Genomic DNA, 23,760 nt, shown 5'->3' on the forward strand with positions numbered 1-23,760 from the left:
GCTCTGGTATTTCTTCAGCACGTCCGGCACCACCGGCAGGCGGCGTTCGCCTGCGAGCGTCTCCGACGCGACTCCTAGCAACAATGGCATCGAGGAGGCCCTCCAAAACTCAATAAAAACAAGAAAGAGGTTTTACGAAATGGCTGGACAGAAGCCGATGTGCTCCTGCAGCAAATTCGAAGGGCCGGCCAAATTACCATCTTTGATCCGGGGCTTTCGGCTGTGTTTACCCTAATCCAGTCCAGGGCCTGAGCGGGGCAGGCGCCTTCTTCCCGGACGCCAGCGCGGGAAATCGCGGAAGGGAAGATGCATGCCCCTGAGGGGGTGAAATGACACAGGCCGGCCCTGGGGAGGACCGGCCTGTGGGGGCGGGGCGGCAACAGACGCCCGTGGGCGCCTCAGGAGGGCAGGATCAGATCTGGCGCACCTTGATGTTGAGCGTCTGGATGCGGTAGGCGATCTGGCGCGGCGTCATGCCCAACAGGCGCGCGGCCTTGGCCTGCACCCAGCCAGCCTGCTCCAGCGCGGCAATGACACGCTCGCGCTCATCGAGGCCGGGATCGTCCAGGTCCACCGTGCCGCCACCGCCGCGCAGCGGCGAAACCCGTTCCTCGATGCCGGAGATGAGGATGAGGTCGCGGTCTATGGTGCCGTCCTCGCTCATCACCGCGGCGCGCTCTATGCAGTTTTCCAGTTCGCGCACATTGCCCGGCCAGGCGTGGTGCAGCAGGATGCGCAGCGCGCTGTCGGTGATGGACAGCGGCCTGCCCTGCATCTGCGCCACCTTGTCCACGAGGAAGCGGGCGATTTCGGGAATGTCTTCCACCCGCTCGCGCAGCGCCGGCAGCATGATGGGCATGACGTTGAGGCGGTAATACAGATCCTCGCGGAACTTGCCGGCTTCCACTTCCAGTTCCAGGTCGCGGTTGGTGGCGGCGATCACCCGCACGTCCACCTTCAGCGTGCGCGCGCCGCCCACCCGCTCCAGTTCCCCCTCCTGCAATACCCGCAGCAATTTGGCCTGGAAGGACGGCGAGATCTCGCCGATCTCGTCCAGGAACAGGGTGCCGGAATCCGCCATCTCGAAGCGGCCTTTGCGCTGGGTGAGCGCGCCGGTGAAGGCGCCCTTCTCGTGGCCGAACAGTTCGGATTCGAGCAGGTTCTCCGGCAGCGCCGCACAGTTGAGCTTGACGAAAGGGCCGGCCGCGCGCGGCGAGTTGTAGTGGATGGCCTGGGCGATAAGCTCCTTGCCGGTGCCGGTCTCGCCGCGCACCAGCACAGTGGTGTTCCACTTCGCCACTTGGCGCACTTGCTCGAACACCTGGCGCATGCGCACCGTGTGGCCGACGATGTTGTCGAAGCCGAAACGGTTGCGCACGGTGCGGCGGAGGTTGTCGCGTTCTTCTGCAATGTCGCGGCGTTCCTGCCGCACCTGACAGGAGAGCCGAACGGTCTGGCCGACGAGGTTGGCCACCATCTCGGCGAAGTGGGCGTCGTCCTCCAGGCGGTCGCGCGCCGCCTGCGGTGGCTGCAGCGCCAGCACGCCCACGGTTTCGTGGCCGGCGCGTATGGGTACGCCGATGAAAGGTGCCTCGCCATCGAACAACCCGCGTCGCGACAGGTAGTTGCTGTCGTCCGCCAGCCGCTCCAGCAGCAGCGGGCGGGAGCGCTGCAACACGCTGCCGATCACGCCTTCGCCGGCACGCCAGCGGATGTCCGGGTTGTAGGGCGCATCGACACCGTGCAGGGCGGAGATCGCCATCGACTCGCCGTCGGCTTCCGACAGGGTGACCAGGGCACGGTTGAAGCCGCACTCCTCATCCAGCACCCGCAGCACTTCGGACAGCGTTTCGCGCAACTCCAGCGAGCGCGACAGCACCCGGCTGACGCGGTACAGCGCCTCCAGTGCCGACTCCAGCCAGGCCGCCCGCGCATCGGTTTGCTCGGGATGATCCTCAGTACTCATCCGTGGGCCTCCATCTCGGACGCGGACAGGCTGCGGCTGGGCGGGAAACTGACCCGCAGGCGGCAGCCACCGGTGTGGTGGGGGTCGATCTCCAGCACACCACGGTGGCGGCTGACGATCTCCTGCGCCAGCGACAGGCCAACGCCGCGGCCGGCCGCGCGCACCTGCTTGGTGGAGAAGAAGGGTTCGAACACCTTCAGCCGCAGCTCTTCCGGAATGCCGGGGCCGGTATCCACCACCTCGACCTCGACCTGCCCGTCCTGCACCGAGGTGCCGAGGCTGATGGCGCGCTCGCTCCAGCCGCGCACGTTCATCGCCTCCACCGAGTTGGTCACCAGTTGGCGGAACAGGGTGCGCAGTGCGGTGGGATCGCCCTGGATGGAGGGCAGCACATGCGCCGGGTGCCAGTCCACCGTGACGCCGGCCGACAGCAGGGCGTCGGTCTCCAGCATCAGCACATCGCGCAGCACCTCGTTGAGATTGACCGGGCCGGAGGGCGCCTCCGGTTCTGGCGGCATTGCCGCCTGCAAGGTCTCGATGGCGTGCTCGCCGGCGCGCTGGGCGTCGGACAGGGCACGCGCCAGCGGATCGCTGCCGCCGCTGCCGATGCGGCGGCGCTGCAGGTTGGCGGCGGCGGCAATCAGGTTCACCGGCCCCTGCAACTGGAAGATGGCGCCGGACAGCGCCTCCCGCAGGCTCTGGTTGAGTTCGCCCTCGGACAGCATGGCGCGCATCGCGGCGAGGCGTAATGCCTCCTGCTGGCGCTTGGATGCACTGATGTCGTGCATCACCAGCAGCAGGTAGTCGGAGCAGCCACCGCCATAGAAGGCGTCCGGGCTGGTGTGGCGCTCTTCGAACCAGGACAGCGAACAGGAGTACCAGCGCGGCTCGCCGCCAACGCGGTCGAAGCGCAGTTCGTGGTTCAGCAGCGCGCGGCGGTGGGCGTAGGCGTGATCGAAAGCCTCGCCCAGGCTCTGGCGCAGCGCGTCCATCACCGCATGCGCGGGCTCGTCCACCTTCATCTCGGCAACGATGCGTTTGTAGGCCGGGTTATCCAGCACCACATGGCCTTCCACGTCCAGCAGCGCTACCGCCACCGGCGCCACCGAGATCACCGACTCGATGAGCTGCTTGTGGTTGGTGAGTTGCTGCGACAGGCGGTGCTCCTCGGTGGCATCCCAGTGCATGCCGAGGTAGTTGAGGCGCAGGCCGTCTTCCTCCTCCGCGTCCGGCGTCTTCAGCGGTGTCACCGTCAATTCGGCGACGTAGGGCGTACCGTCGCGCCGGCGGTTGAGCAGCCGGCCCGTCCAGGAACCACCCGCCTTCAGCGCACCCCACAACTCCTGGTAGACCGCCTTCGGCGTGGACTTGTAAGACAGCAGGGACTGCCTCTGCCCGACGACTTCTTCGGCGGCATAGCCGGTAATCGCACAGAAGGCCGGATTCACATACAGGATCTTGGCGTTGGCGTCGGTGATCGAAATGGCGATCGCCGATTGCTCGACCGCGTAATGGAATACCGCGTCGGCGAAAACGACCGGTATCTGGGCGGATGCGGACATGATGATCTCGTGCTATGCGGGCACCCATACCCTAGCAAGCGTTGTGCCAAACACGACAATCGGGCGCACCTTCCCGGTGCGCCGTCGCATCCCCGCCATCGGGCCGGCCCCCTCACCCGGGTTCTCCGCTCGACCTCATGTAAACAGGGTGTAAACGCTCGCAGGCTCGACATTTGTCGGCATTGCGACAATTCCGGAAAGGCTGAAGCACTCGACACAGCCGAACACCCGCGTCGCGCCGCAACAATACTTTCCAATCAGCAGCTTGCAGCGCTTCCGGGGCGTGGCATGCGTTCTGCAATGAGCGATTCCAATAGCCGGAAACGGCACTGGAGATACCGAAATGAGCGAGTGGTTGATGCTGTTGCTGGGGACCGCCCTGGTCAACAACGTGGTGCTGGTGAAATTCCTCGGGCTCTGTCCCTTCATGGGCGTCTCCAAGAAGGTGGACAGTGCCATCGGCATGGGCCTGGCCACCACCTTCGTGCTGACGCTGGCCTGTGCGCTCACCTGGCTGCTGGAGCACTTGCTGCTGGTGCCCTACGACTTCGGCTACCTGCGCATCCTCGCCTTCATTCTGGTGATCGCTGCCACCGTGCAGTTCGTGGAAATGGTGATAAAGAAAAGCGCACCCGACCTCTACAAGGTGCTGGGCATCTACCTGCCGCTGATCACCACCAACTGCGCTGTGTTGGGCATTGCGCTGCTCAACGCCGGCGAAGGGGCCGGCTTCGTGCGCAGCGTGCTCTACGGCTTCGGCTCCGCGCTCGGCTTCACCATGGTGATGATCCTCTTCGCCGGCCTGCGCGAGCGCCTGGCACTCACCCGCGTGCCCGCCAGCTTTGCCGGCGCGCCCATCAGCTTCGTCACCGCCGGTCTGTTGTCGCTCGCCTTCATGGGTTTCGCCGGCCTGACCAATCACTGACCCGACAGGAAAGGAGAACCCCATGTTGATCGCGGTCACCAGCGTCGCCCTGATCGGGGCCTTCTGCGGCGTTGCCCTCGGCGTGGCCGCACGGCGCTTCTATGTCGAACCCGACAGCGTCGTCGCCGAGATCGAGGCCATGATGCCCGGCTCGCAATGCGGCCAGTGCGGCTTCCCCGGCTGCTCCGGCGCGGCCAACGCCATCGCCGCCGGCGAGGCGCCAGTCACCTGCTGCCCGCCGGGCGGCAAGGCCCTGGCCGAAGCGCTGGCAGCGAAGCTGGGCATCAGCATCGACACCTCCAGCATGGCGGAGAGCCTGCCGACCATCGCCGGCGTGCAGGAGGAGATCTGCATCGGCTGTACCAAGTGCTACAAGTCCTGCCCCACCGACGCCATCCTCGGCGCGGTCAAACAGGTTCATTCGGTCATCCGCGATGCCTGCACCGGCTGCGCCAAATGCGAGGGCGTCTGCCCCACCGGCGCCATCAGCCTGGCTCCCGTGCCCGTCACCCTGCAGAGCTGGGTCTGGCCCAAGCCCGCAACCGCCTGAGGAACTCACATCATGGGCTCGCCTGACCAGATCCCCCTGTCCGCCGCCTCCCGCCTGGGCCGCCTGCTGCGGCGCTGGGGCGTGCATCCCGACGGCCGCAAGCATCCGGCCGCCGGCACCGAGATCGCCGTGCTGCCGCTGCCGCCGCGGCTCACCTTGCCGCTGATGCAGCACATCGGCGCGCCGGCGCGGCCCATCGTCGCCGCTGGCGACCGCGTGCTGCGCGGCCAGATGATCGCCGAAGCCGCCGGCCCCATCTCGGCGCCCATCCATGCGCCGACCTCCGGCACCATCGCTGGCATCGCCGAAGTGCCGGTGCCTCATCCCTCCGGCCTCACCGGGCCGGCCATCCTGCTGGACGTGGACGGCAAGGACGAGGCGCTGGAAACCGAGGGCGCCGACCCATGGACGCTGGAGCCGGCCGAGATCGCCCGCCGCGTGTCCGCGGCCGGCATCGTCGGCATGGGCGGCGCCACCTTCCCCTCCGCCGTCAAGCTCGCGCTCGGGCAGAAGAAGCCCATCCCCACGCTGATCCTGAATGGCGGCGAATGCGAGCCCTACCTGTCCTGCGACGACCGCCTGATGCGCGAGCGGGCCGCGGAGGTGATCGACGGCGCCCGCATCATCCTGCGCGCCATCGGCGGGGAGCGCGTGCTGATCGGCGTGGAGAACAACAAACCCGAAGCGATAGACGCCCTTGCGGCCGCCGCGGCAAGCCATGCAGAGGTGCAGGTGGTGGCCGTTCCCAGCCGCTATCCGATGGGCTCCGAGAAGCAGCTCATCAACTGGCTGACGGGCCAGGAGGTGCCGGCGGACGGCCGCGCGGCGGATATCGGCGTGGTGGTGCACAACGTCGGCACCGCGGCGGCCATCCATCGCGCCCTGCGCTTCGGCGAGCCGCTCACCCGCCGCATCGTCACCGTTTCCGGCGGCGCCATCCGCACGCCGCGCAACCTGGAGGTGCGCATCGGCACGCCGCTGTCGGCGCTGGTGGACTTCTGCGGCGGCACCACCGGCGAGGTCGCCCGCTGGGTCATGGGCGGCCCGATGATGGGCCTGTCCGTCAGCAACCTGGCGGTGCCCATCATCAAGGGCAGCGGCGGCTTGCTGGCGCTGCGCGAGGAAGAGACCGCCGACGGCGCCGACGCGGGCCCCTGCATACGCTGCGCCTCCTGCGTCGGCGCCTGCCCCATCGGCCTGATGCCGCTGGACATGGCGGCGCTGATCCGCTCCGGCGACCTCAAGGCCTCGGTGGACATCGGCCTCAAGGACTGCATCGCCTGTGGCACCTGTTCCTATGTGTGCCCCTCCCACATTCCGCTGGTGCACTACTTCAACTACGCCAAGGGCGAACTGGCCAGCCAGGACAAAGGCAAGCTGCGCCAGGACGCGATCAAGCAGCTCGCCGAGGAGCGCAGCGCACGCATGGAGCGCGAGGCGCGCGAGAAGGCCGAGGCCGCCGCCGCCCGCAAGGCCGAGCGCGAACGCGCCAAGGCCGAAGCCGCAGCCAAGGCGGCCGCCAAGAAGGCTGCGCAGGAAGCCGCCAAGCAAGAGGAAAGCACCACATGAACACCGTACTCTCGTCTCCCCATGCCATCGGCGCCCGCTCCGTCGGCAACGTGATGGGGCTGGTCCTGATCGCGCTGGTGCCGGCCACGCTGGCTGGCTTCTGGCGCTTCGGCTGGCCCTCGGTCTACCTGTGGCTGGTCACCATCCTGGCCTGTGTGGCCACCGAAGTGCTGTGCGTGCGGCTGCGCGGCCTCTCCGCCGGGAAGGCGGTGTTCGACGGCTCCGCCGTGCTCACCGGCTGGCTGCTGGCGATGTCGCTGCCGCCTTGGGCGCCGTGGTGGATAGGCGTGGTCGGCGGGGTGTTCGCGGTCGCCATCACCAAGCACCTGTTCGGCGGCCTGGGCCAGAACCTGTTCAACCCGGCCATGGCTGCGCGGGTGATGCTGCTGATCTCCTTTCCGGTGGAGATGACGCAGTGGCTGCTGCCCACGCCGGATGCGCTGCCCGGCGCACTGGACGCCCTCGCCATCACCTTCGGCGCCGGCGCGCCCGACGCCATGAGCAGCGCCTCCCTGCTCGGCCACATCAAGGCCGAAGCCACCAAGGGTGTGCTGCTGGACCAGTCCCTGCCCGGCCATTACTCCGCCACCGCCTTCGGCATGGGCGAACGCCAGGGCAGCCTGGGCGAAACCAGCGCGCTGCTGCTGCTCGCCGGCGGCATTTTCCTGGTGATCAAGGGCGTGATCGGGCTGCGCATTCCGCTGGCCTTCCTCGCCGGCGTCGTCGTGCCGGCAGCGATCGCCAGCGCGGTGGCGCCGGATCACTACCTGGGCCCGGTCGCCCACCTGCTGTCCGGCGGCGTGATGCTGGCCGCCTTCTTCATCGCCACCGACTATGTGACCTCGGCCAGCACGCCGCTGGGCCAGTGGATCTTCGGCCTGGGCTGCGGCCTGCTGACCTGGATCATCCGTACCTGGGGCGCATACCCGGAAGGCATCGCCTTCGCCATCATGCTGATGAATGCCACCGCGCCGCTGATCGACCAATACACCCGGCCGCGCATCTTCGGCCGCAAGCGTGACGGTCGCTCCCTGAACCCCGCCGAAACCGTCAAGGCCCGCGCCCGATGAATATCGCCAAACAATTCGACACGCTCTGGTATCAGGGCGCTTCGCTCGCCTTCGTGGCGACGGTCACCGGTGCGGCCCTGGCCATCGCCTCCCAGGCAACCGGCCCGCGCATCGCCGAAGCCCAGGCCCGCAAGACCCAGGCCGCGCTGGCGGAGGTGCTGCCCAGGAACAGTTTCGACAACGACCTGATGGCGGACACGGTTGCCGTGAAGGACACCAACGGACGCACGGTCACCGTGTACCGCGCCCGCAAGGCCGGCGTGGTGACGGGCGTGGTGTTTGGCATGGAGAACAAGGGTTACTCCGGCACCATCAAGCTGGTGATGGGCGTGGACCGCGGCGGCCGCCTCACCGGCGTGCGCGTCACCGGCCACACCGAAACCCCCGGCCTGGGCGACAAGATCGAGATCGTCAAGACTCCCTGGGTGTTGTCCTTCAACGGCCGCTCGCTGGACAACCCGGCCCCCGCCCAATGGGCGGTGAAGAAGGACGGCGGCATCTTCGACCAGTTCGCCGGCGCCACCATCACCCCGCGCGCGGTGGTGAACGCGGTGAAGCGCGGCCTCGACCTCTACGCCGCGCAGCAGGCCACCATGCTGGGCGAGCCTGCCGCCTCCGCCGCCCCCCAATCCTGAGCCAGTCCGAGGTATCCACCATGAGCGAAGCCTGCGCCTCCGCCGCCGCCGACAGCGTGCCGGCCAAACCCACGCCGCCCGCCGGCCCCAACTATGGGGCGCTGATGAAGGACGGGCTGTGGTCCAACAACCCGGTGCTGGCGCAGATGATAGGCTTGTGCCCGACGCTGGCCGTTACCGGCAACGCCACCAACGGCCTGGGCATGGGCCTGGCGACCACCGCCGTGCTGGTGCTGTCCAACATGCTGATCGCCTCCATCCGCAACCTGGTCAGCCCCAACGTCCGCATCCCGGTCTTCGTCGCCCTGATCGCCAGCTTGGTCACGCTGATCGACATGAGCATGAACGCCTGGATGTACGAGCTCTACCAGGTGCTGGGCCTGTTCATCGCGCTGATCGTGGTGAACTGCGCCATCCTCGGTCGCGCCGAGGCCTTCGCCTGCAAGAATCCGGTGACCGCCGGCGCAGTCGATGGCTTTGCCATGGGTCTGGGCTTCACCCTGACGCTGGTGGTGCTCGGCGGCATCCGCGAAATCCTCGGCAGCGGCACCCTGTTCGCCGGCGCCAGCCAGATGTTCGGCCCGGCCTTCCATGTCCTGGAGGTCACGCTGATCCACGACTACAAGGGCTTCCTGATGATGATCCTGCCGCCGGGCGCCTTCTTCGTCATCGCCTTCCTGATCGCCGGCCACCGGGTGATCGAGCAACGCGCCGCCAAGCGGGCCGCCGCCGCGCAGGCGCCGCTGCCCGACGGCGCCCACGCCTGAGGAGAAGCAGATGAGCACCATGCGTGTAGGCGTGGCTTACGCCGATGTCGCCCAGACCGTCTGGCTGCGGATAGACGTGCCGGAGAATGCCACCCTCAAAGAGGCGATCGAGCTCTCCGGCATCCTGCAGACCTTCCCCCAGATCGACCTGGAGAACCAGAAGGTCGGCATCTTCGGCAAGGTCAGCAAGCTGGATTCGCCCCTGCGCCCCGGCGACCGGGTCGAGATCTACCGCCCCATCACCTGCGATCCGACCAAGGTGCCGCGCCGCGGCGGCGCCGAGGACGACGAAGACGAGGATTGATCCCACCGCGCCGGCGGGGCACGCCCATGCCCCGCCGGCGCCGCACCGCAACCGCGGCTGCCGTGCGCTTCCGGCCGCCAGCTCGATCGCGCTTTCCCCCGTGCGCTGCCAGGGCAGCGCCCCTCCCACTCGCTGACCCTCACGGCATGACTCCAACGACGATTCAACTGGCGGGCGCCATCCTCTTCGCCATCGCCATCCTCCACACCTTCTCCACCAAGTTCTTCGAGCACCTCGCCCACACCCGGCCGGCGCATGCCGGCCTGTGGCACCTGCTGGGCGAGGTCGAGGCCGTGTTCGGCTTCTGGGCCATCGTCCTGATCGTCTTCATCGGCGTCAGCGCCGGCAAGGACCCGGCGGTCGAATACCTGGACAGCCGCAACTACACCGAGCCGATGTTCGTGTTCGCCATCATGGTGGTGGCCGCCAGCAAGCCGGTGATGCAGTTCGCCTCCACGCTGGTGCGGATGATCGCGCGCTTCGTGCCGCTGCCGGAGTCGGTCGCGGTGTACTTCACCATCGTCGCGGTGGTGCCGCTGCTGGGCTCCTTCATCACCGAGCCGGCGGCGATGACGCTGGCGGCGCTGATGCTGCGCGAGCTTTACTACAGCCGCGGGCTCTCCCAGCGCCTCATGTATGTCACCCTGGGCACGCTGTTCGTCAATGTCTCCATCGGCGGCACGCTGACGAGCTTCGCCGCGCCGCCGGTACTGATGGTGGCCACCACCTGGAACTGGGACTCCTTCTACATGCTGGCGCACTTCGGCTGGAAGTCCGCCCTCGCGGTCATCATCAACGCTGCGGTGGCCACGCTGATCTTCCGCCGCGAGTTGCTGGCGCTGTCGCTGGACACCGCTTCGCAGCGCGGCGAAGTGCCACCCGTGATGGTGGGCTGCCACCTCTTCCTGCTCTTTCTCATCGTCAGCTTCGCCCACCATCCGCCAGTCTTCCTCGGCGTCTTCCTGCTGTTCATGGGCCTGGCCACCGCCTACCCGCAGTTCCAGGAACGCCTGATCCTGCGCGAAGGGCTGATGGTCGCCTTCTTCCTCGCCGGCCTGGTCGTGCTCGGCGGCCAGCAGGCGTGGTGGCTGCAGCCGGTGCTGGGCAGCATGGACGCCACTACCGTCTACTTCGGCGCCACCGCACTGACCGCCATCACCGACAACGCGGCGCTCACCTACCTCGCCTCGCTGGTCGAGGGCCTCACCGAGGAATTCAAGTACGCGGTCGTGGCCGGCGCCGTCACTGGCGGCGGCCTCACGGTGATCGCCAACGCCCCCAACCCGGCCGGCATGTCCATCCTGCGCGGCCATTTCGACGAAGGCGCGGTCAATCCGCTCGGCCTGTTCGTGGCCGCGGTCCCCCCCACGCTAGTGGCCATCCTCGCCTTCCAGCTGCTGTAACACCGGAGGCCGCCCGGCCGCCGCGGCGGTCCGCATTCCATCGCGGACCGCCATTGCCACGCCGCCGCTGCGGTAAGCTCCGTGCTTCCAGGGAGCCAGCCCATCCGCGTGGCAACAATCGATGCCTTCAGAATTCGACCTGATACGCCGCCATTTCACCCGCGCCGCGGTGCACACCGACCTCGCAGTCGGCGACGATGCCGCGCTGCTGCGGCCGCGTGCGGGCATGCAGTTGGCGGTCTCCACCGACATGCTGGTGGCGGGTACCCACTTCTTCCCGGATACCGATGCCAACGCGCTGGGATGGAAGACGCTGGCAGTCAATGTCTCCGACCTCGCCGCCATGGGCGCCGAGCCGCGCTGGGCGACGCTGGCGCTGGCGCTGCCAGCGGCCGACGAGGACTGGCTGGCGGCCTTCGCCGATGGCTTCTTCGCCTGTGCAATGCGCTACGGCGTAGACCTCGTCGGCGGCGACACCACCCGCGGCCCACTGACACTCAGCGTCACCATCGCCGGCGAACTGCCGGTTGGTGACGCCATCACCCGCGCCGGCGCGACGCCGGGTGACGACATCTGGATCTCCGGCCAGCCCGGCCTCGCCGCCCTCGGCCTCGCCGAACTGCGCGGCCAGCTGGCCTTGCCGGGCAGTCTCCGCGACCGCTGCCTGGCCGCGCTGCACCGGCCCGTGCCACGCGTCGAGCTCGGGCTGGCGCTGCGCGGCCTCGCCAGCGCGATGCTGGACGTCTCCGACGGCCTGCTGGGCGATCTCGGCCACATCCTGGAGCGCTCCGACGTCGGCGCGCAGGTGGAACTGGACGCCCTGCCGCTGCCACCGCTGACGCAGCACGGCATCGACCCGGTGCTCGCCCGCCGCTGCGTGCTGGCCGGAGGCGACGACTATGAACTGCTGTTCACCGCGCCGCCGGCGCAGCGCGACGCCATCGCCGCCGTGGCGGAACATCTCGCCCTGCCGCTCAGCCGCATCGGCACAACAACGGCCACACCGGGCGAACTGCTGCTGCGCGAGAGCGACGGCCGCTTCATCCCGCCGCTGCTCGGCGGCTACGACCACTTCGCCTGAGCCGGCCGCGCGCCCGCCGCCTCCCAAACAACAATTCCATCGCGAGCCCAGATGCGCCCCACCGTCCGCCTGCTGTTCAGCCACCCCGCCCACTTCATCTCGCTGGGCTTCGGCTCCGGCCTCGCCCCCAAGGCGCCCGGCACCTTCGGCACCCTGCTGGCCTGGCTGCTGTACCCGCTGCTGCGCACGCCGGTGTCGGAGTTCGTCTTCCTCGCCCTGCTCGCCAGCCTGTTCGTCGCCGGCATCATTGCCGCCGACCGCACCGGCCGCGCGCTGGGCGTGCCGGACCACGGCGCCATCGTCTGGGACGAGATGGTCGCTACCTGGCTGGTGCTGCTGTTCGCGCCCAAGACGCTGCTGTGGCAGGCGGTGGCGGTGGCGCTCTTCCGCTTCTTCGACATCGTCAAGCCACCACCCGTGCGCTGGGCGGACCGCAGCTTCAAGGGCGGCTTCGGCGTGATGCTGGACGACCTCTTCGCCGCCGGCTACACCGTTCTGGTGCTGGCGGTGCTGGTGCATTTCTTCGGCTGAGGAGCGAACGATGGACAAGGAACTCCACGCCCTCTCCCGAGACGTCGGCGAGGCGCTGGCCCAACGCGGCTGGATGCTTGCCGCCGCCGAATCCTGCACCGGCGGCTGGATCGCCGAGGTAGTCACCGCCACCGCCGGCAGCTCCGGCTGGTTCGACCGCGGCTTCGTCACTTATTCCAACGCCGCCAAGCAGGACATGCTGGGCGTCGCCGCCGTCACGCTGCAGAGCATGGGCGCGGTCAGCGAGACCACCGTGCGGGAAATGGCCGCCGGCGCCCTCCTCCGCAGCAGCGCCGCCGTCACCGTCGCGGTATCCGGCATCGCCGGCCCCGGCGGCGCCACGCCAGGCAAGCCGGTGGGCACCGTCTGCTTCGCCTGGGCCTGTGCGGACGGCCGCAGCCGGGCCGAAACCCGGCTGTTCGCCGGAGACCGCGAAGCGGTGCGGCGGAGCACGGTGATCCATGCTTTGCAAGAGGTGATCCGCCTCGCCCGGACCACGCCATAACGGCAACAACCCTGCAATCTCTGTGCCATAATCGCCGCTTCACTCAGGAAGGACAGCTCATGGACGACAACAAGGCCAAGGCGCTTGCCGCCGCGCTCTCGCAGATCGAGAAGCAGTTCGGCAAGGGCTCGATCATGCGGATGGGCGACGGCAACGTCGAGAAGGACATCCAGACCGTCTCCACCGGCTCGCTGGGCCTCGACATCGCCCTCGGCCTCGGCGGCCTGCCGCGCGGCCGCGTGGTCGAAATCTACGGCCCGGAATCTTCCGGCAAGACCACGCTGACGCTGCAAGTCATTGCCGAAATGCAGAAGCTGGGCGGCACCGCCGCCTTCATCGACGCCGAGCACGCGCTGGACGTGGGCTACGCCGAGAAGCTGGGCGTGAACATCACCGACCTGCTGATCTCGCAGCCGGACACCGGCGAACAGGCGCTGGAAATCGCCGACATGCTGGTGCGTTCCGGCGGCGTGGACATCGTCGTCATCGACTCGGTCGCGGCGCTGACGCCCAAGGCCGAAATCGAAGGCGAGATGGGCGACCAACTCCCCGGCCTGCAGGCCCGCCTGATGAGCCAGGCGCTGCGCAAACTCACCGCCAACATCAAGCGCACCAATACCCTGGTCATCTTCATCAACCAGATCCGGATGAAGATCGGCGTGATGTTCGGCAACCCGGAAACCACCACCGGCGGCAACGCGCTCAAGTTCTACGCCTCGGTGCGCATGGACATCCGCCGCACCGGCACCATCAAGAAGGGTGACGAGGTGGTCGGCTCCGAAACCCGCGTCAAGGTCGTCAAGAACAAGGTCTCCCCGCCGTTCAAGGAAGCCCACTTCGACATCCTGTACGGGGAAGGCGTGTCGCGCGAAGGCGAGATCATCGACCTCGGCGTGGACCAGAAGATCGTGGACAAGTCCGGTGCCTGGTATGCCTACAACGGCGACAAGATCGGCCAGGGCAAGGACAACGCCCGCGAGTTCCTGCGCAACAACCCGGCGCTGGCCCGCGAGATCGAGAACAAGGTGCGCGGCGCGCTCGGACTGAAGGATCTGCCGGCGGCGGGCGAACAACCCACCGCCGCGGAAGCCTGATCCGGCGCGTCCTTCGGCCATGGGCGAGCCCAGCCTGCGCGAACGCGCGATCCGGCTCCTGGCACGGCGGGATCACTCCCGTGCCGAACTGGCGCGCAAGCTGGCCGCCCACGGCCCGGCCGAGGAGGTGGAGGCCGTGCTGGACCGCATGACCGAGCTCGACCTGCAGTCCGACCGGCGCTACGCCGAAGCCTGGGTGCGCGCAAAAGCGGCGCGCTACGGCGCCACCCGGCTGCGCAGCGAACTGGCCCGCCGCGGGCTGGACCGCGACACCATAGAGGAAGCCCTCGCCGCCGAATGTCCGGCCGAAGAGGGCGGCACCGAGCTGGAGCGCGCCCGAGCCCTCTGGCGCGGGCGCTTCTCCTGTACGCCAGCGGACGCCCGCGAATGGGCCAGGCAGGCGCGCTTCCTGCACGGCCGCGGTTTCTCCACCGAAGTCATCCGCAAACTGCTGAAAGAAAACCACGATGAGCCTGCTTAAAGTCTCCGGGCTGCAGAAACGCTACAAGGCCCGCACCGTGGTGCACGACGTCGGCTTCGAAGTCGGCTCCGGCGAGGTCGTCGGCCTGCTCGGCCCCAATGGCGCCGGCAAGACCACCTGCTTCTACATGATCGTCGGCCTCGTCCGCGCCGACGGCGGCGAGATCTCCCTCGACACCGCCCGCCTTACCCACCTGCCCATCCACGAGCGCGCCCGCCTCGGCCTCTCCTACCTGCCGCAGGAAATGAGCGTGTTCCGCAAGCTCACCGTGGCGGAGAACATCCGCGCCGTGCTGGAACTGCAAGGCCTGGGCAGCGAACGCATCGCCGAGCGGCTGGAGGAACTGCTGGAAGAACTGGGCATCGCACATCTGCGGGACAACACCGCGGTCTCCCTGTCCGGCGGCGAGCGCCGCCGCTGCGAGATCGCCCGCGCACTGGCCACCGACCCGCGGCTGATCCTGCTGGACGAGCCCTTCGCCGGCGTCGACCCGATCGCGGTGCTGGACATCCAGAAGACCATCCGCTTTCTGAAGGAGCGAGGCATAGGCGTGCTCATCACCGACCACAACGTGCGCGAAACCCTCGGCATCTGCGACCGCGCCTACATCATCAGCGAGGGCCGCGTCCTCGCCAGCGGTCGCCCCGCCGAGATCATCGACAACGAGAAGGTCCGCCAGGTCTACCTCGGCGAACACTTCCGCCTCTGATCCGCCGACGCGCCAGCCATGAAGCCCACACTCCAGCTCAAGCTCTCGCAGCACCTGACGCTCACGCCCCAGCTGCAGCAATCGATCAAGCTGCTGCAGCTATCCACGCTGGAACTGAACCAGGAAATCGAACGCTTCCTGCTCGAGAACCCGATGCTGGAGCGCGAGGAAAACGACGGGCCGGACTTCTCACCGGCGCCAGGCACGACCAGCACCACCTCCACCAGCAGCTCGGAAAGCAACGAGAGCGCCCCCGAAGGCGAAAGCCGCGCCGAATCCGAACCCGCCAGCTTCGAGGAAGGCATGGACTGGTCCGGCTCCGGGGGCAGCGGAAGCGGCAACCGGGACGATGACGATGACGTCGACTTCCAGGAATTCCAGGCTGCCGGGACCTCGCTGCGCGACCATCTGGACCAGCAAGTGGCGCTCTCACCGCTGTCCGACCGCGACCGCGCGCTGGTGCGCTTCCTGATCGAGGCGCTGGACGACGACGGCTATCTCCACCAGGAGCTGGAAGAGCTGCTGGAACTGCTGCCGCCGGAACTGGAGGTCGAACTGGACGACCTCACCATCGCCCTGTGCCACGTGCAGAACCTGGAGCCGGCCGGCATCGGCGCGCGCACGCCTCGGGAATGCCTCAGCCTGCAGCTGCGGGCGATGCCGCCCGGCGCGACCCGCGACCTCGCCCGCCAGATCGTGGACGAACACCTGGAGCTGCTAGCCGAGCGCAACTTCGTCCGCCTGAAGAAGCTCACCGGCTGTGACGACGACGGCCTGCGCGCCGCCCATGCGCTGATCTGCAGCCTGGACCCGCACCCCGGCGCCCGCCATTCCACCGAGGAAACCCGCTACGTGCTGCCGGACGTAGTGGTGCGCAAGCTGCGCGGCAGGTGGACGGTGAGCCTCAACCCGGAGGCGATGCCGCGCCTGCGCATCAACCAGCTCTATGCGAGCATCCTGCAGCAGAACCGCGGCCAGGGCGGCGGCCTGTCCAGCCAGCTGCAGGAAGCCCGATGGCTGATCAAGAACGTGCAGCAGCGCTTCGACACCATCCTGCGCGTCTCCCAGGCCATCGTTGACCAGCAAAGGCAGTTCTTCGATCATGGGGAGGTGGCAATGCGGCCACTCACGCTCCGGGAGATCGCAGACCAGCTCGAGCTTCACGAATCCACCGTCTCGCGTGTAACCACGCAGAAGTTCATGGCCACGCCGCGCGGTGTGTTCGAACTGAAGTATTTCTTCGGCAGTCACGTCGCCACCGATACCGGCGGAGCGGCGTCCTCCACAGCGATCCGTGCGCTGATCCGCCAGCTGGTGGACGCCGAAGACAGAAAGAAGCCCCTGTCCGACGCCAAGATTGCCGAGTTGTTGGGCCAGCAGGGTATCGTCGTCGCACGGCGGACCATCGCCAAGTACCGCGAATCGCTCAATATCCCGCCGGTCAGCCTGCGCAAAACGATCTGAAGAACGATCTGCAATAAGAAGAGGAGTCATCATGAACTTGAACATCACCGGGCATCACGTCGAAGTCACGCAAAGCATCCGCGAATACGTGACCACCAAGCTGGACAAGGTGATCCGCCACTTCGACAACGTCACCAGCGTCAGCGTGATCCTCTCCGTGGAGAAGCTGAAGCAGAAGGCGGAAGTGACGGTGCATGTACGCGGCAAGGATCTTTTCGTGGAAAGCGAGGAGTCCGACCTGTACGCCGCCATCGACGGGATGATCGACAAGCTCGATCGCCAGATCCTGAAGCACAAGCAGAAGAGCGCCGATCACGACCGTGAAGCGCTGAAGCATCAAAGCCCGGAAGCGTGAGCTTTTCCTTAGGGCTTTAGGTCTAGGGTGTGGTTATAATTCGCGCGTTTTCAAGAGACGCCTGCACCGCGCCCCGGACCTACAGACCGCTTCCCGCGGCGCCTGCGGTACCGGCGCCGCGCCGCAAGCTCCCCAGCGCATGAGCCTGATCGCCCAACTCCTCCCGATTTCGAACGTGGTGGTAGACCTCGACGCCAGCAGCAAGAAGCGGGTGTTCGAACAAGCCGGCCTGCTGTTCGAGAACAACCAGGGCATTGCCCGCAGCACGGTGTTCGACAGCCTGTTCTCGCGCGAACGCCTGGGCTCCACCGGGCTGGGCCAGGGCATCGCGATTCCGCATGGTCGCATCAAGGGTTTGAAAGACGCCTGTGGCGCCTTCCTGCGGCTGGCCAATCCGGTCCAGTTCGATGCGCCTGACGGCCGCCCGGTCAATCTGCTATTCGTCCTGCTGGTGCCCGAGCAGGCCAACGAGACCCACCTCCAGTTGCTCTCCGAACTGGCGCAGATGTTCAGCGATCGCAGCTTCCGCGAAGCCCTGCTGGGCGCGCCGGATGCCACGGCCATCCACTCACTGTTCGCCAACTGGGGCTCCGATGCGGCAGACGAACGTCGCGCGGCTGTATGAGGATCATCGCGAACGCCTGCAGCTGAGCTACGTCAGCGGCAATCTCGACGCTGTCCTCTCGGTCACCGAGGAAAGAATCTGGCCCGCCGATCTGGTCGGCCATCTCAACCTGATCCACCCCACCCGCCTGCAGGTGCTGGGCAATGCCGAACTGGCCTGGGCCCGACGGCAGTCGCGGGAAAAGGTCGCCCACCACCTGGGTGACATCCTCTCCGCCCGCCCGCCGGCGATCATCCTTGCAGACGGCTGCGAACTGCCGGCGATGGTGCGCAGCGTCTGCGAAGGAGCCAACGTCGCGCTGTTCACCACCACCCATCCGGCCGCCAGCGTCATCGACCAGTTGCGCCTCTACCTGTCGCGCCAACTGGCCGACAAGTTGTCGCTGCATGGCGTGTTCATGGATGTCCTCGGCCTCGGCGTGTTCATCACCGGCAACTCCGGTGCGGGCAAATCCGAACTGGCGCTGGAGCTGATCTCCCGCGGCCATGGCCTAGTGGCGGACGACATCGTCGAGTTCTCCCGCATCGCCCCCACCGTGCTGGAAGGCCGTTGCCCGGAACTGCTGCAGGACTTCATTGAAGTCCGCGGCCTCGGCATCCTCAACATCCGCACCATCTTCGGCGAGACCGCCTGCCGGCGGAAAATGCGTCTGCGCCTGGTGTGCCACCTGGAAAGGCGCCAGCCGGGGCAGGACGACCCCTCCCGCCTGCCGGTGCAGCAGGAAGGCCAGGACATCCTCGGCGTGCGCATTCCCCGTGTGGTGCTGCCCGTTGCCGCCGGCCGCAACCTCGCGGTGCTGCTGGAGGCGGCGGTACGCTCCACCATCCTGCAGCTACGCGGCATCGATTCCACCCAGGATTTCATCGATCGCCAGGCCCGCCTGCTCGCCGGCGAGCAGTAACACCACAGGCGTGACCGGCTGGCTTGCCGCGGCGGCGGCTCGGCTGCTAACCTCGTTCTCTTTGCCGCCGAAAGCCCATCATGACCGCCGCCAGCCCGGACTACCTGGAGCGTATCCTCAACGCCCAGGTATACGACGTCGCCGAAGAGACTCCGCTAGACCTCGCCGCCAATCTTTCCGCCCGGATGCGCAACCGCATCTACCTCAAGCGCGAGGACATGCAGCCGGTGTTCAGCTTCAAGCTGCGCGGGGCCTACAACAAGATGGCCAAGCTGTCGCCGGCGGCCCTGCAGCGCGGCGTGATCTGTGCCTCCGCCGGCAACCATGCCCAGGGCGTGGCCTTGTCGGCCCAACGCCTGGGCGCCCGTGCGGTCATCGTCATGCCCAGTACCACGCCGCAGATCAAGATCGACGCGGTACGCACCCGTGGCGGCGAAGTCGTGCTGGCCGGCGAGTCGTATTCCGACGCCTACGCCCATGCGCTGGAGCTGGAAAAGGCGGAGAAGCTCACCTTCGTGCACCCCTACGACGATCCGGACGTGATCGCCGGCCAGGGCACCATTGCTGTCGAGATCCTGCGCGCTCATCCCAAGCCCATCCACGCCATCTTCTGTGCGGTCGGCGGCGGCGGGCTGATCTCCGGTATCGCCGCCTACGTCAAGCGCCTTCGCCCGGAAACCCGGGTGATCGGGGTGGAGACGATAGACGCGGACGCCATGACCCGCTCGCTCGCTTGCGGCCAGCGGGTGGCACTGGAACAGGTCGGCCTGTTCGCCGACGGCACCGCGGTAAAGCAGGTCGGTGAGGAAACCTTCCGCCTGTGCCAGCAATACGTGGACGAGATGATCCTGGTGGACAACGACGCCATCTGCGCCGCCATCAAGGATGTCTTCGAGGACACCCGCTCCATCCTGGAGCCCTCCGGCGCCCTCGCGCTGGCGGGCGCCAAGGAATACGCCAAGCGCCACCAGTTGGTGGATCGCAGTCTGGTGGCGGTCGCCTCCGGCGCCAACATGAATTTCGACCGGCTGCGCTTTGTCGCCGAGCGGGCTGAGGTCGGCGAGCAGCGCGAGGCGGTGCTGGCGGTCACCATCCCGGAACAACCCGGCTCCTTCCGCCGCTTCATCGGCACGCTGGGCAACCGCAACATTACCGAATTCAACTACCGCTACGCCGATCCGCAGCGTGCCCATATCTTCGTCGGCGTCACCGTCAATGCTCGCGAAGAGGTCACCCAGCTCGTCGCCACGCTGGCCGAGCACGACCTGCACGCGATAGACCTCACCGACGACGAAATGGCCAAGTCCCACGTCCGCTACATGGTCGGCGGCCGCTCGCCGCAGGCGGACAACGAACTGCTGTACCGCTTCACTTTCCCCGAGCGGCCGGGCGCGCTGATGAATTTCCTCACCAATCTGCGCTCGGACTGGAACATCAGCCTGTTCCACTACCGCAACCACGGCGCCGACTTCGGCCGCGTGCTGGTCGGCATGCAGGTCCCGCCCTCGGATAAGCAGGCCTTCGAGGAGTTCCTACAGCGCCTGGGCTATGAGTACAGCGCGGAGACGGATAGCCCGGCCTACAAGCTCTTCCTATCCTGAGCAAATTCGCTTGGCATCGAAGGGCGTTCTGCGGCAATCTGCCAAAGAACGCCCGGCGCGCGCTGCCAAGCGTCGGGGGAGCGGTTGAATAACTAAGCCGTTTGTATTAGAACGGCAAAAGTTGCGACGAATTCGCCTTCCCGAGATCCAGAGCCCTGTCTTTGCAGTTGCGTTTGATTCTTGTCCAAGGTCAGCGAACGCAGGGTTTCGTATTACTTCCAGGCTAAGCCATGCTCCGCCTTGCCCGCCTGCTTCCGTACTTTCTATGTGCGTTCTCTCTCGCGAACGCCATAGCGAACGATGCGACTCCCAGCCGACTCGACCGCATTACGGCCGAGCACAAGCTGCGCGTGTGCATCTGGCCGGACTACTACGGCATTTCCTATCGAGCGCCCGGCAGCCGGGAGCTCGTCGGCCTGGATGTAGACCTGGTCAAGGAACTGGGGAAGGAACTGGAGGCGGAGGTGGTGTTCGTCGACAGCAGCTTTTCCCGGCTGATCCAGGACGTGCTCGGCAACCGCTGCGACGTTGCCGCCTTCGCCATCGGCATCACCAATCAGCGCGCGGAGAAGCTGCGTTTCACCGCGCCGCATCTGGCTAGCGACATCTACGCCATCACCACCCAGAACAACCAGCGCATCCGCAACTGGGACGATATCGACCAGCCAGGGGTCACCGTTGCGGTTGCCCGCGGCACGCTGCATGAGATGGTGATGCGGGACAAACTGCGTCATGCCAGGCTCTCGGTGCTCTCCTCTCCCCACGCCCGCGAGCAAGAAGTCGAGGCCGGCCGCGCCGATGTCTTCATGACCGACTACCCCTACAGTCGCTGGATGCTCACTACGGCCAAGTGGGCGCGACTGGTTTCGCCCTCGGGCACCTACCATGTCACGCCCTACGCCTGGGCGCTGGCGCCCGGCGACGAGCGCTGGCAGAAGCGGGTGGATGCCTTCATTGCCGCGGTGAAGCGCGACGGCCGGTTGCAGGAGGCCGCCCGGCGCCACGGCCTGGAACCCATCGCCGTCACTCGCTGAGCGGTCGAGCGGCCGGCGCCGGTCGCACTGCGCGGGCCGACTGGCGACGAGGAAAAGCGCCCGCCTCGGTCACCAGCCAGTCCATCGGCAGGTCGTGCGCCAGGGGAAGCACCGACTCGACCCGCCCCAGCTCGAAGCCGACGCCGATCGCCGTCACCTTCCTCTGCGCCAGCGTGCGATCGAAGTAGCCGCCGCCGTAGCCCAGCCGGTAGCCCGCCGCATCGAAAGCGTTGAGCGGCACCAGCAGCACCGCTGGCTCCAGTTCCTCACCCTCCGCCGGCACCGGGATGCCGTGGCGGTCCGGCACCATCGCGCAATCCGGTGTCCACCTGCGGAACGTCAGCGGCGTTGCTTTGTCCAGGACCACGGGCAGCGATGCCCGCCGCCGGGCATCCGCCGCCAGCCAGCGTCCGACCCAGCCCCGCAGATCCGGCTCCGCCCGGTACGGCCAGCAGTAGGCCAGGCTGTCCGGCGCCAGCCGCGCAAGCAGTCCGTCCAGGTGCATCTCGATGCTGGCGGTGAGTTCGGCGCGCAGCCTCGCCGCCAGGGCCTCCCGCGCCGCCAGGGCGTGCTCGCGCAGGTGACGGCGGAGCGCATCTACGTCCTTGGGCGGCGGGAACGGGGCGGCAGTCATGTGGTAAGGTCGGCAGTGCAGAACGAAGGATGGTAAGGGATGAAAAAGGGTTTGTGGGGAGGGGTGGTGGCAGCGTTGTTGCTGGCACTGTCGGGCTGTGCGATCGGGCAAGTGGACGACAGCCGCATCATCGCCGCCCGTGAGGCAGTGCGTGCCGGAGACCGCAACACCCTGGAACGCCTCGCCGGTCAACGCGATGGCCATGTACTCGAACCCTATGTGCGCTACTGGCTGCTGTTCAACAAGCTGGCGCGCCCCGAGCCCCCGCCGGCAACCGAACTCTCCGAATTCCTCGTCGAACAGGCCGGCAGCATGCTGGCCGACCGCCTGCGCGGGGACTGGGTGCGCCGGCTCGCCAAGGACGGCGACTGGCGCGGCGTGGTCCAGCTCTACCCGGACATCCTCGCGCCTGACCAGGAGTTGCGCTGCCTGGGCTGGACCGGCCGCATGATGACCGGCGACCGCAGCGCCCTCGCCGAAGTCGCACTGCAATGGCTGGACCTGGTGGAGAGCCACAGCGCCTGCGAACCGGTGCTGCTCGCCACCGTCACCGCCGGTCAGGTCGGGCCGGAAGATGTGTGGTGGCGCATCCGCCGCCAGGTGGAAGGCCGCAATCCGGCCAATGCCAAACTGACGCTGGCCTGGCTGCCGGCGGGCACCGCGCCCAACCCGGCTGCCTTCGACCAGGCCATCCGCAGCCCCGCCCAGTACCTGGACCGCCTGCCGCCCAACTTCGCCGTTAACCGCGCCGGCCGGGAGCTGGCACTGGCCGCACTGGTGCGCCTGGCACGGGAGGACGTGCGTGCCGCCGAAGGCCGCCTGGTCCGCATCCAGGACAGGCTGGACGCCGAGGAGCGCGGCTACGCCTGGGCCAACCTCGCCCTGCGCGCCGCCCTCGGCCAATTGCCGGAAGCGCCGGCCTGGTACCGCGCCGCCGGCAGCACGCCGCTGAGCGCCGAACAACGCGCCTGGCGAGTACGCAGTGCCTTGCGGGCAGGCAACTGGGCGGCGGTGGAAGAGGCCATCGCCCAACTGCCGGTGAATGAGCAGACTGACCCCGAGTGGCTCTACTGGCGCGGTCGCGCGCTGGCCGCCCGCGGGCGTGAGGCTGAGGCGGATGCGCTGTACGCCCGCATCGCCGGCGAGCCGCATTTCTACGGCATCCTCGCCGCCGAAGAACGCGGCCAGCTGTTCGCACCGCCGGTACGCAGCGGCAACATCACGCCGGAGCAACTGCGCCAGGCCGAGGAAGATCCCAGCCTGCGCCGGGCGCTGGCACTGTTCCGCATCGACATGCGCACAGAAGGCACCCGCGAGTGGAACTGGGCACTGCGCAACCAGGAGGACGGCTTCATCCTCGCCGCGGCCCGGCTGGCGCTGAAGAACGACATCTATGACCGCGCCATCAATACCGCCGAGCGCGCCGACCCGCGCAGCAACTTCGACCTGCGCTTCCTCACGCCCTACCGCCAGCTGATCGAACCGCAGGTCCTCAACCAAGGTCTGGACATCAGCTGGGTGTATGGTCTGATGCGGCAGGAAAGCCGCTTCGTGGTACCGGCCCGCTCCAGTTCCGGCGCCCAGGGCCTGATGCAGGTGATGCCGGCTACCGGCAAGTGGGTGGCCGGCAAGATCGGCATGACCGGCTACAGCCCGACCATGCTGTCCGAGCCCAACACCAACGTCCGCCTCGGCACCAGCTACATGCGTCTGATCCTGGAGGATCTGGACAACCACCCGGTGCTGGCCAGTGCCGGCTACAACGCCGGCCCCAGCCGCGCCAAGCGCTGGCGCGACGGCCAGCCGATGGAAGGCGCCATCTATACCGAAACCATTCCCTTCGACGAAACCCGCGATTATGTGAAGAAGGTGATGGCCAACACCGTGATCTACGCGGCCATGCTGGAAGGCCGGCCGCAATCGCTGAAGACACGCCTGGGTGTCATCGCCCCCCGCCCGACCGCGCAGTAATACCGCGGGCAGGGCAGCCCTTT

24 protein-coding genes are annotated in these 23,760 nt (G+C 67.5%); 21 read left to right on the plus strand and 3 right to left on the minus strand.

The window, feature by feature from the left end; all coding sequences use genetic code 11:
* Positions 1–412 precede the first annotated feature (412 nt).
* Entirely contained in the window at positions 413–1,966 is a 1,554-nt protein-coding gene (gene nifA, locus C7389_RS18705; protein WP_133594174.1) for a nif-specific transcriptional activator NifA, read from the minus strand.
* A complete protein-coding gene (nifL, locus tag C7389_RS18710; RefSeq protein WP_133594175.1) occupies positions 1,963–3,528 on the minus strand; it encodes a nitrogen fixation negative regulator NifL in 1,566 nt (521 codons plus the stop codon). Before nifL ends, nifA begins: the two co-directional genes overlap by 4 nt.
* 343 nt (positions 3,529–3,871) lie before the next feature.
* Between nifL and rsxA the strand changes: the two genes are divergently transcribed.
* The 20 genes from rsxA to C7389_RS18810 all read left to right on the plus strand — a co-directional run bounded on the left by rsxA (position 3,872) and on the right by C7389_RS18810 (position 21,132).
* Positions 3,872–4,453 carry an electron transport complex subunit RsxA gene (rsxA, locus tag C7389_RS18715; protein ID WP_133594176.1) on the plus strand — a complete coding sequence of 194 codons (582 nt, stop codon included), beginning with the start codon at positions 3,872–3,874 and terminating at the stop codon, positions 4,451–4,453.
* A 22-nt stretch (positions 4,454–4,475) separates the two neighbouring features.
* Positions 4,476–5,003 carry an RnfABCDGE type electron transport complex subunit B gene (locus tag C7389_RS18720; protein WP_133594177.1) on the plus strand — a complete coding sequence of 176 codons (528 nt, stop codon included), beginning with the start codon at positions 4,476–4,478 and terminating at the stop codon, positions 5,001–5,003.
* A gap of 12 nt (positions 5,004–5,015) precedes the next feature.
* Complete coding sequence (rsxC, locus tag C7389_RS18725; RefSeq protein WP_133594178.1) at positions 5,016–6,572, plus strand: electron transport complex subunit RsxC; 1,557 nt, start codon at positions 5,016–5,018, stop codon at positions 6,570–6,572.
* On the plus strand, positions 6,569–7,642 hold the full coding sequence (locus C7389_RS18730) for an RnfABCDGE type electron transport complex subunit D (protein WP_133594179.1): 1,074 nt from the start codon (positions 6,569–6,571) through the stop codon (positions 7,640–7,642). Before rsxC ends, C7389_RS18730 begins: the two co-directional genes overlap by 4 nt.
* Positions 7,639–8,277, plus strand: a complete 639-nt coding sequence (gene rsxG, locus C7389_RS18735; RefSeq protein WP_133594180.1) for an electron transport complex subunit RsxG — start codon at positions 7,639–7,641, stop codon at positions 8,275–8,277. The genes C7389_RS18730 and rsxG overlap by 4 nt, the downstream gene beginning before the upstream one ends.
* 20 nt (positions 8,278–8,297) lie before the next feature.
* A complete protein-coding gene (locus C7389_RS18740; protein WP_133594181.1) occupies positions 8,298–9,044 on the plus strand; it encodes an electron transport complex subunit E in 747 nt (248 codons plus the stop codon).
* Positions 9,045–9,054: 10 nt separating this feature from the next.
* Positions 9,055–9,348: an RnfH family protein gene (locus C7389_RS18745; protein WP_342773518.1), complete on the plus strand. Its 294-nt coding sequence runs from the start codon at positions 9,055–9,057 to the stop codon at positions 9,346–9,348.
* A gap of 146 nt (positions 9,349–9,494) precedes the next feature.
* Positions 9,495–10,751, plus strand: a complete 1,257-nt coding sequence (locus tag C7389_RS18750) for a putative Na+/H+ antiporter (RefSeq protein WP_133594182.1) — start codon at positions 9,495–9,497, stop codon at positions 10,749–10,751.
* A 121-nt stretch (positions 10,752–10,872) separates the two neighbouring features.
* A complete protein-coding gene (thiL, locus tag C7389_RS18755) occupies positions 10,873–11,832 on the plus strand; it encodes a thiamine-phosphate kinase (protein ID WP_133594183.1) in 960 nt (319 codons plus the stop codon).
* Between the two features lie 51 nt (positions 11,833–11,883).
* A complete protein-coding gene (locus C7389_RS18760) occupies positions 11,884–12,363 on the plus strand; it encodes a phosphatidylglycerophosphatase A family protein (protein WP_133594184.1) in 480 nt (159 codons plus the stop codon).
* 10 nt (positions 12,364–12,373) lie between these two features.
* Positions 12,374–12,868, plus strand: coding sequence for a CinA family protein (locus C7389_RS18765; protein WP_133594185.1), 495 nt, complete (start codon positions 12,374–12,376; stop codon positions 12,866–12,868).
* 59 nt (positions 12,869–12,927) lie between these two features.
* Positions 12,928–13,962: a recombinase RecA gene (gene recA, locus C7389_RS18770; RefSeq protein WP_133594186.1), complete on the plus strand. Its 1,035-nt coding sequence runs from the start codon at positions 12,928–12,930 to the stop codon at positions 13,960–13,962.
* 19 nt (positions 13,963–13,981) lie between these two features.
* The gene (gene recX, locus C7389_RS18775) at positions 13,982–14,443 is read left to right on the plus strand and encodes a recombination regulator RecX (RefSeq protein ID WP_133594187.1); all 462 of its coding nucleotides are present in this window, start codon (positions 13,982–13,984) and stop codon (positions 14,441–14,443) included.
* The gene (gene lptB / locus C7389_RS18780; protein ID WP_133594188.1) at positions 14,430–15,152 is read left to right on the plus strand and encodes an LPS export ABC transporter ATP-binding protein; all 723 of its coding nucleotides are present in this window, start codon (positions 14,430–14,432) and stop codon (positions 15,150–15,152) included. The genes recX and lptB overlap by 14 nt, the downstream gene beginning before the upstream one ends.
* A gap of 18 nt (positions 15,153–15,170) precedes the next feature.
* Positions 15,171–16,616 (plus strand): RNA polymerase factor sigma-54, encoded by a 1,446-nt coding sequence (locus tag C7389_RS18785; protein WP_133594189.1) that lies wholly within the window; start codon positions 15,171–15,173, stop codon positions 16,614–16,616.
* A 31-nt stretch (positions 16,617–16,647) separates the two neighbouring features.
* Entirely contained in the window at positions 16,648–16,971 is a 324-nt protein-coding gene (gene hpf, locus C7389_RS18790; protein ID WP_133594190.1) for a ribosome hibernation-promoting factor, HPF/YfiA family, read from the plus strand.
* Between the two features lie 139 nt (positions 16,972–17,110).
* Complete coding sequence (gene ptsN / locus C7389_RS18795) at positions 17,111–17,596, plus strand: PTS IIA-like nitrogen regulatory protein PtsN (protein WP_133594191.1); 486 nt, start codon at positions 17,111–17,113, stop codon at positions 17,594–17,596.
* Positions 17,565–18,497 (plus strand): HPr(Ser) kinase/phosphatase, encoded by a 933-nt coding sequence (gene hprK / locus C7389_RS18800; RefSeq protein ID WP_133594192.1) that lies wholly within the window; start codon positions 17,565–17,567, stop codon positions 18,495–18,497. Before ptsN ends, hprK begins: the two co-directional genes overlap by 32 nt.
* Positions 18,498–18,577: 80 nt before the next feature.
* Positions 18,578–20,098, plus strand: a complete 1,521-nt coding sequence (ilvA, locus tag C7389_RS18805) for a threonine ammonia-lyase, biosynthetic (RefSeq protein ID WP_133594193.1) — start codon at positions 18,578–18,580, stop codon at positions 20,096–20,098.
* 350 nt (positions 20,099–20,448) lie between these two features.
* Positions 20,449–21,132, plus strand: a complete 684-nt coding sequence (locus C7389_RS18810; protein WP_246034894.1) for a substrate-binding periplasmic protein — start codon at positions 20,449–20,451, stop codon at positions 21,130–21,132.
* Here the strand turns inward: C7389_RS18810 and C7389_RS18815 are convergent.
* A complete protein-coding gene (locus tag C7389_RS18815; RefSeq protein WP_133594195.1) occupies positions 21,122–21,766 on the minus strand; it encodes a 5-formyltetrahydrofolate cyclo-ligase in 645 nt (214 codons plus the stop codon). The genes C7389_RS18810 and C7389_RS18815 overlap by 11 nt on opposite strands.
* Positions 21,767–21,805: 39 nt before the next feature.
* Here C7389_RS18815 and C7389_RS18820 point away from each other — a divergent pair, with 39 nt between their 5' ends.
* A complete protein-coding gene (locus C7389_RS18820) occupies positions 21,806–23,737 on the plus strand; it encodes a lytic transglycosylase domain-containing protein (protein WP_133594196.1) in 1,932 nt (643 codons plus the stop codon).
* The last annotated feature ends 23 nt before the right edge of the window (positions 23,738–23,760 follow it).

The organism is Azoarcus indigens (assembly GCF_004361735.1).
In the GTDB taxonomy this organism is placed as follows: Bacteria; Pseudomonadota; Gammaproteobacteria; order Burkholderiales; family Rhodocyclaceae; genus Azoarcus; species Azoarcus indigens.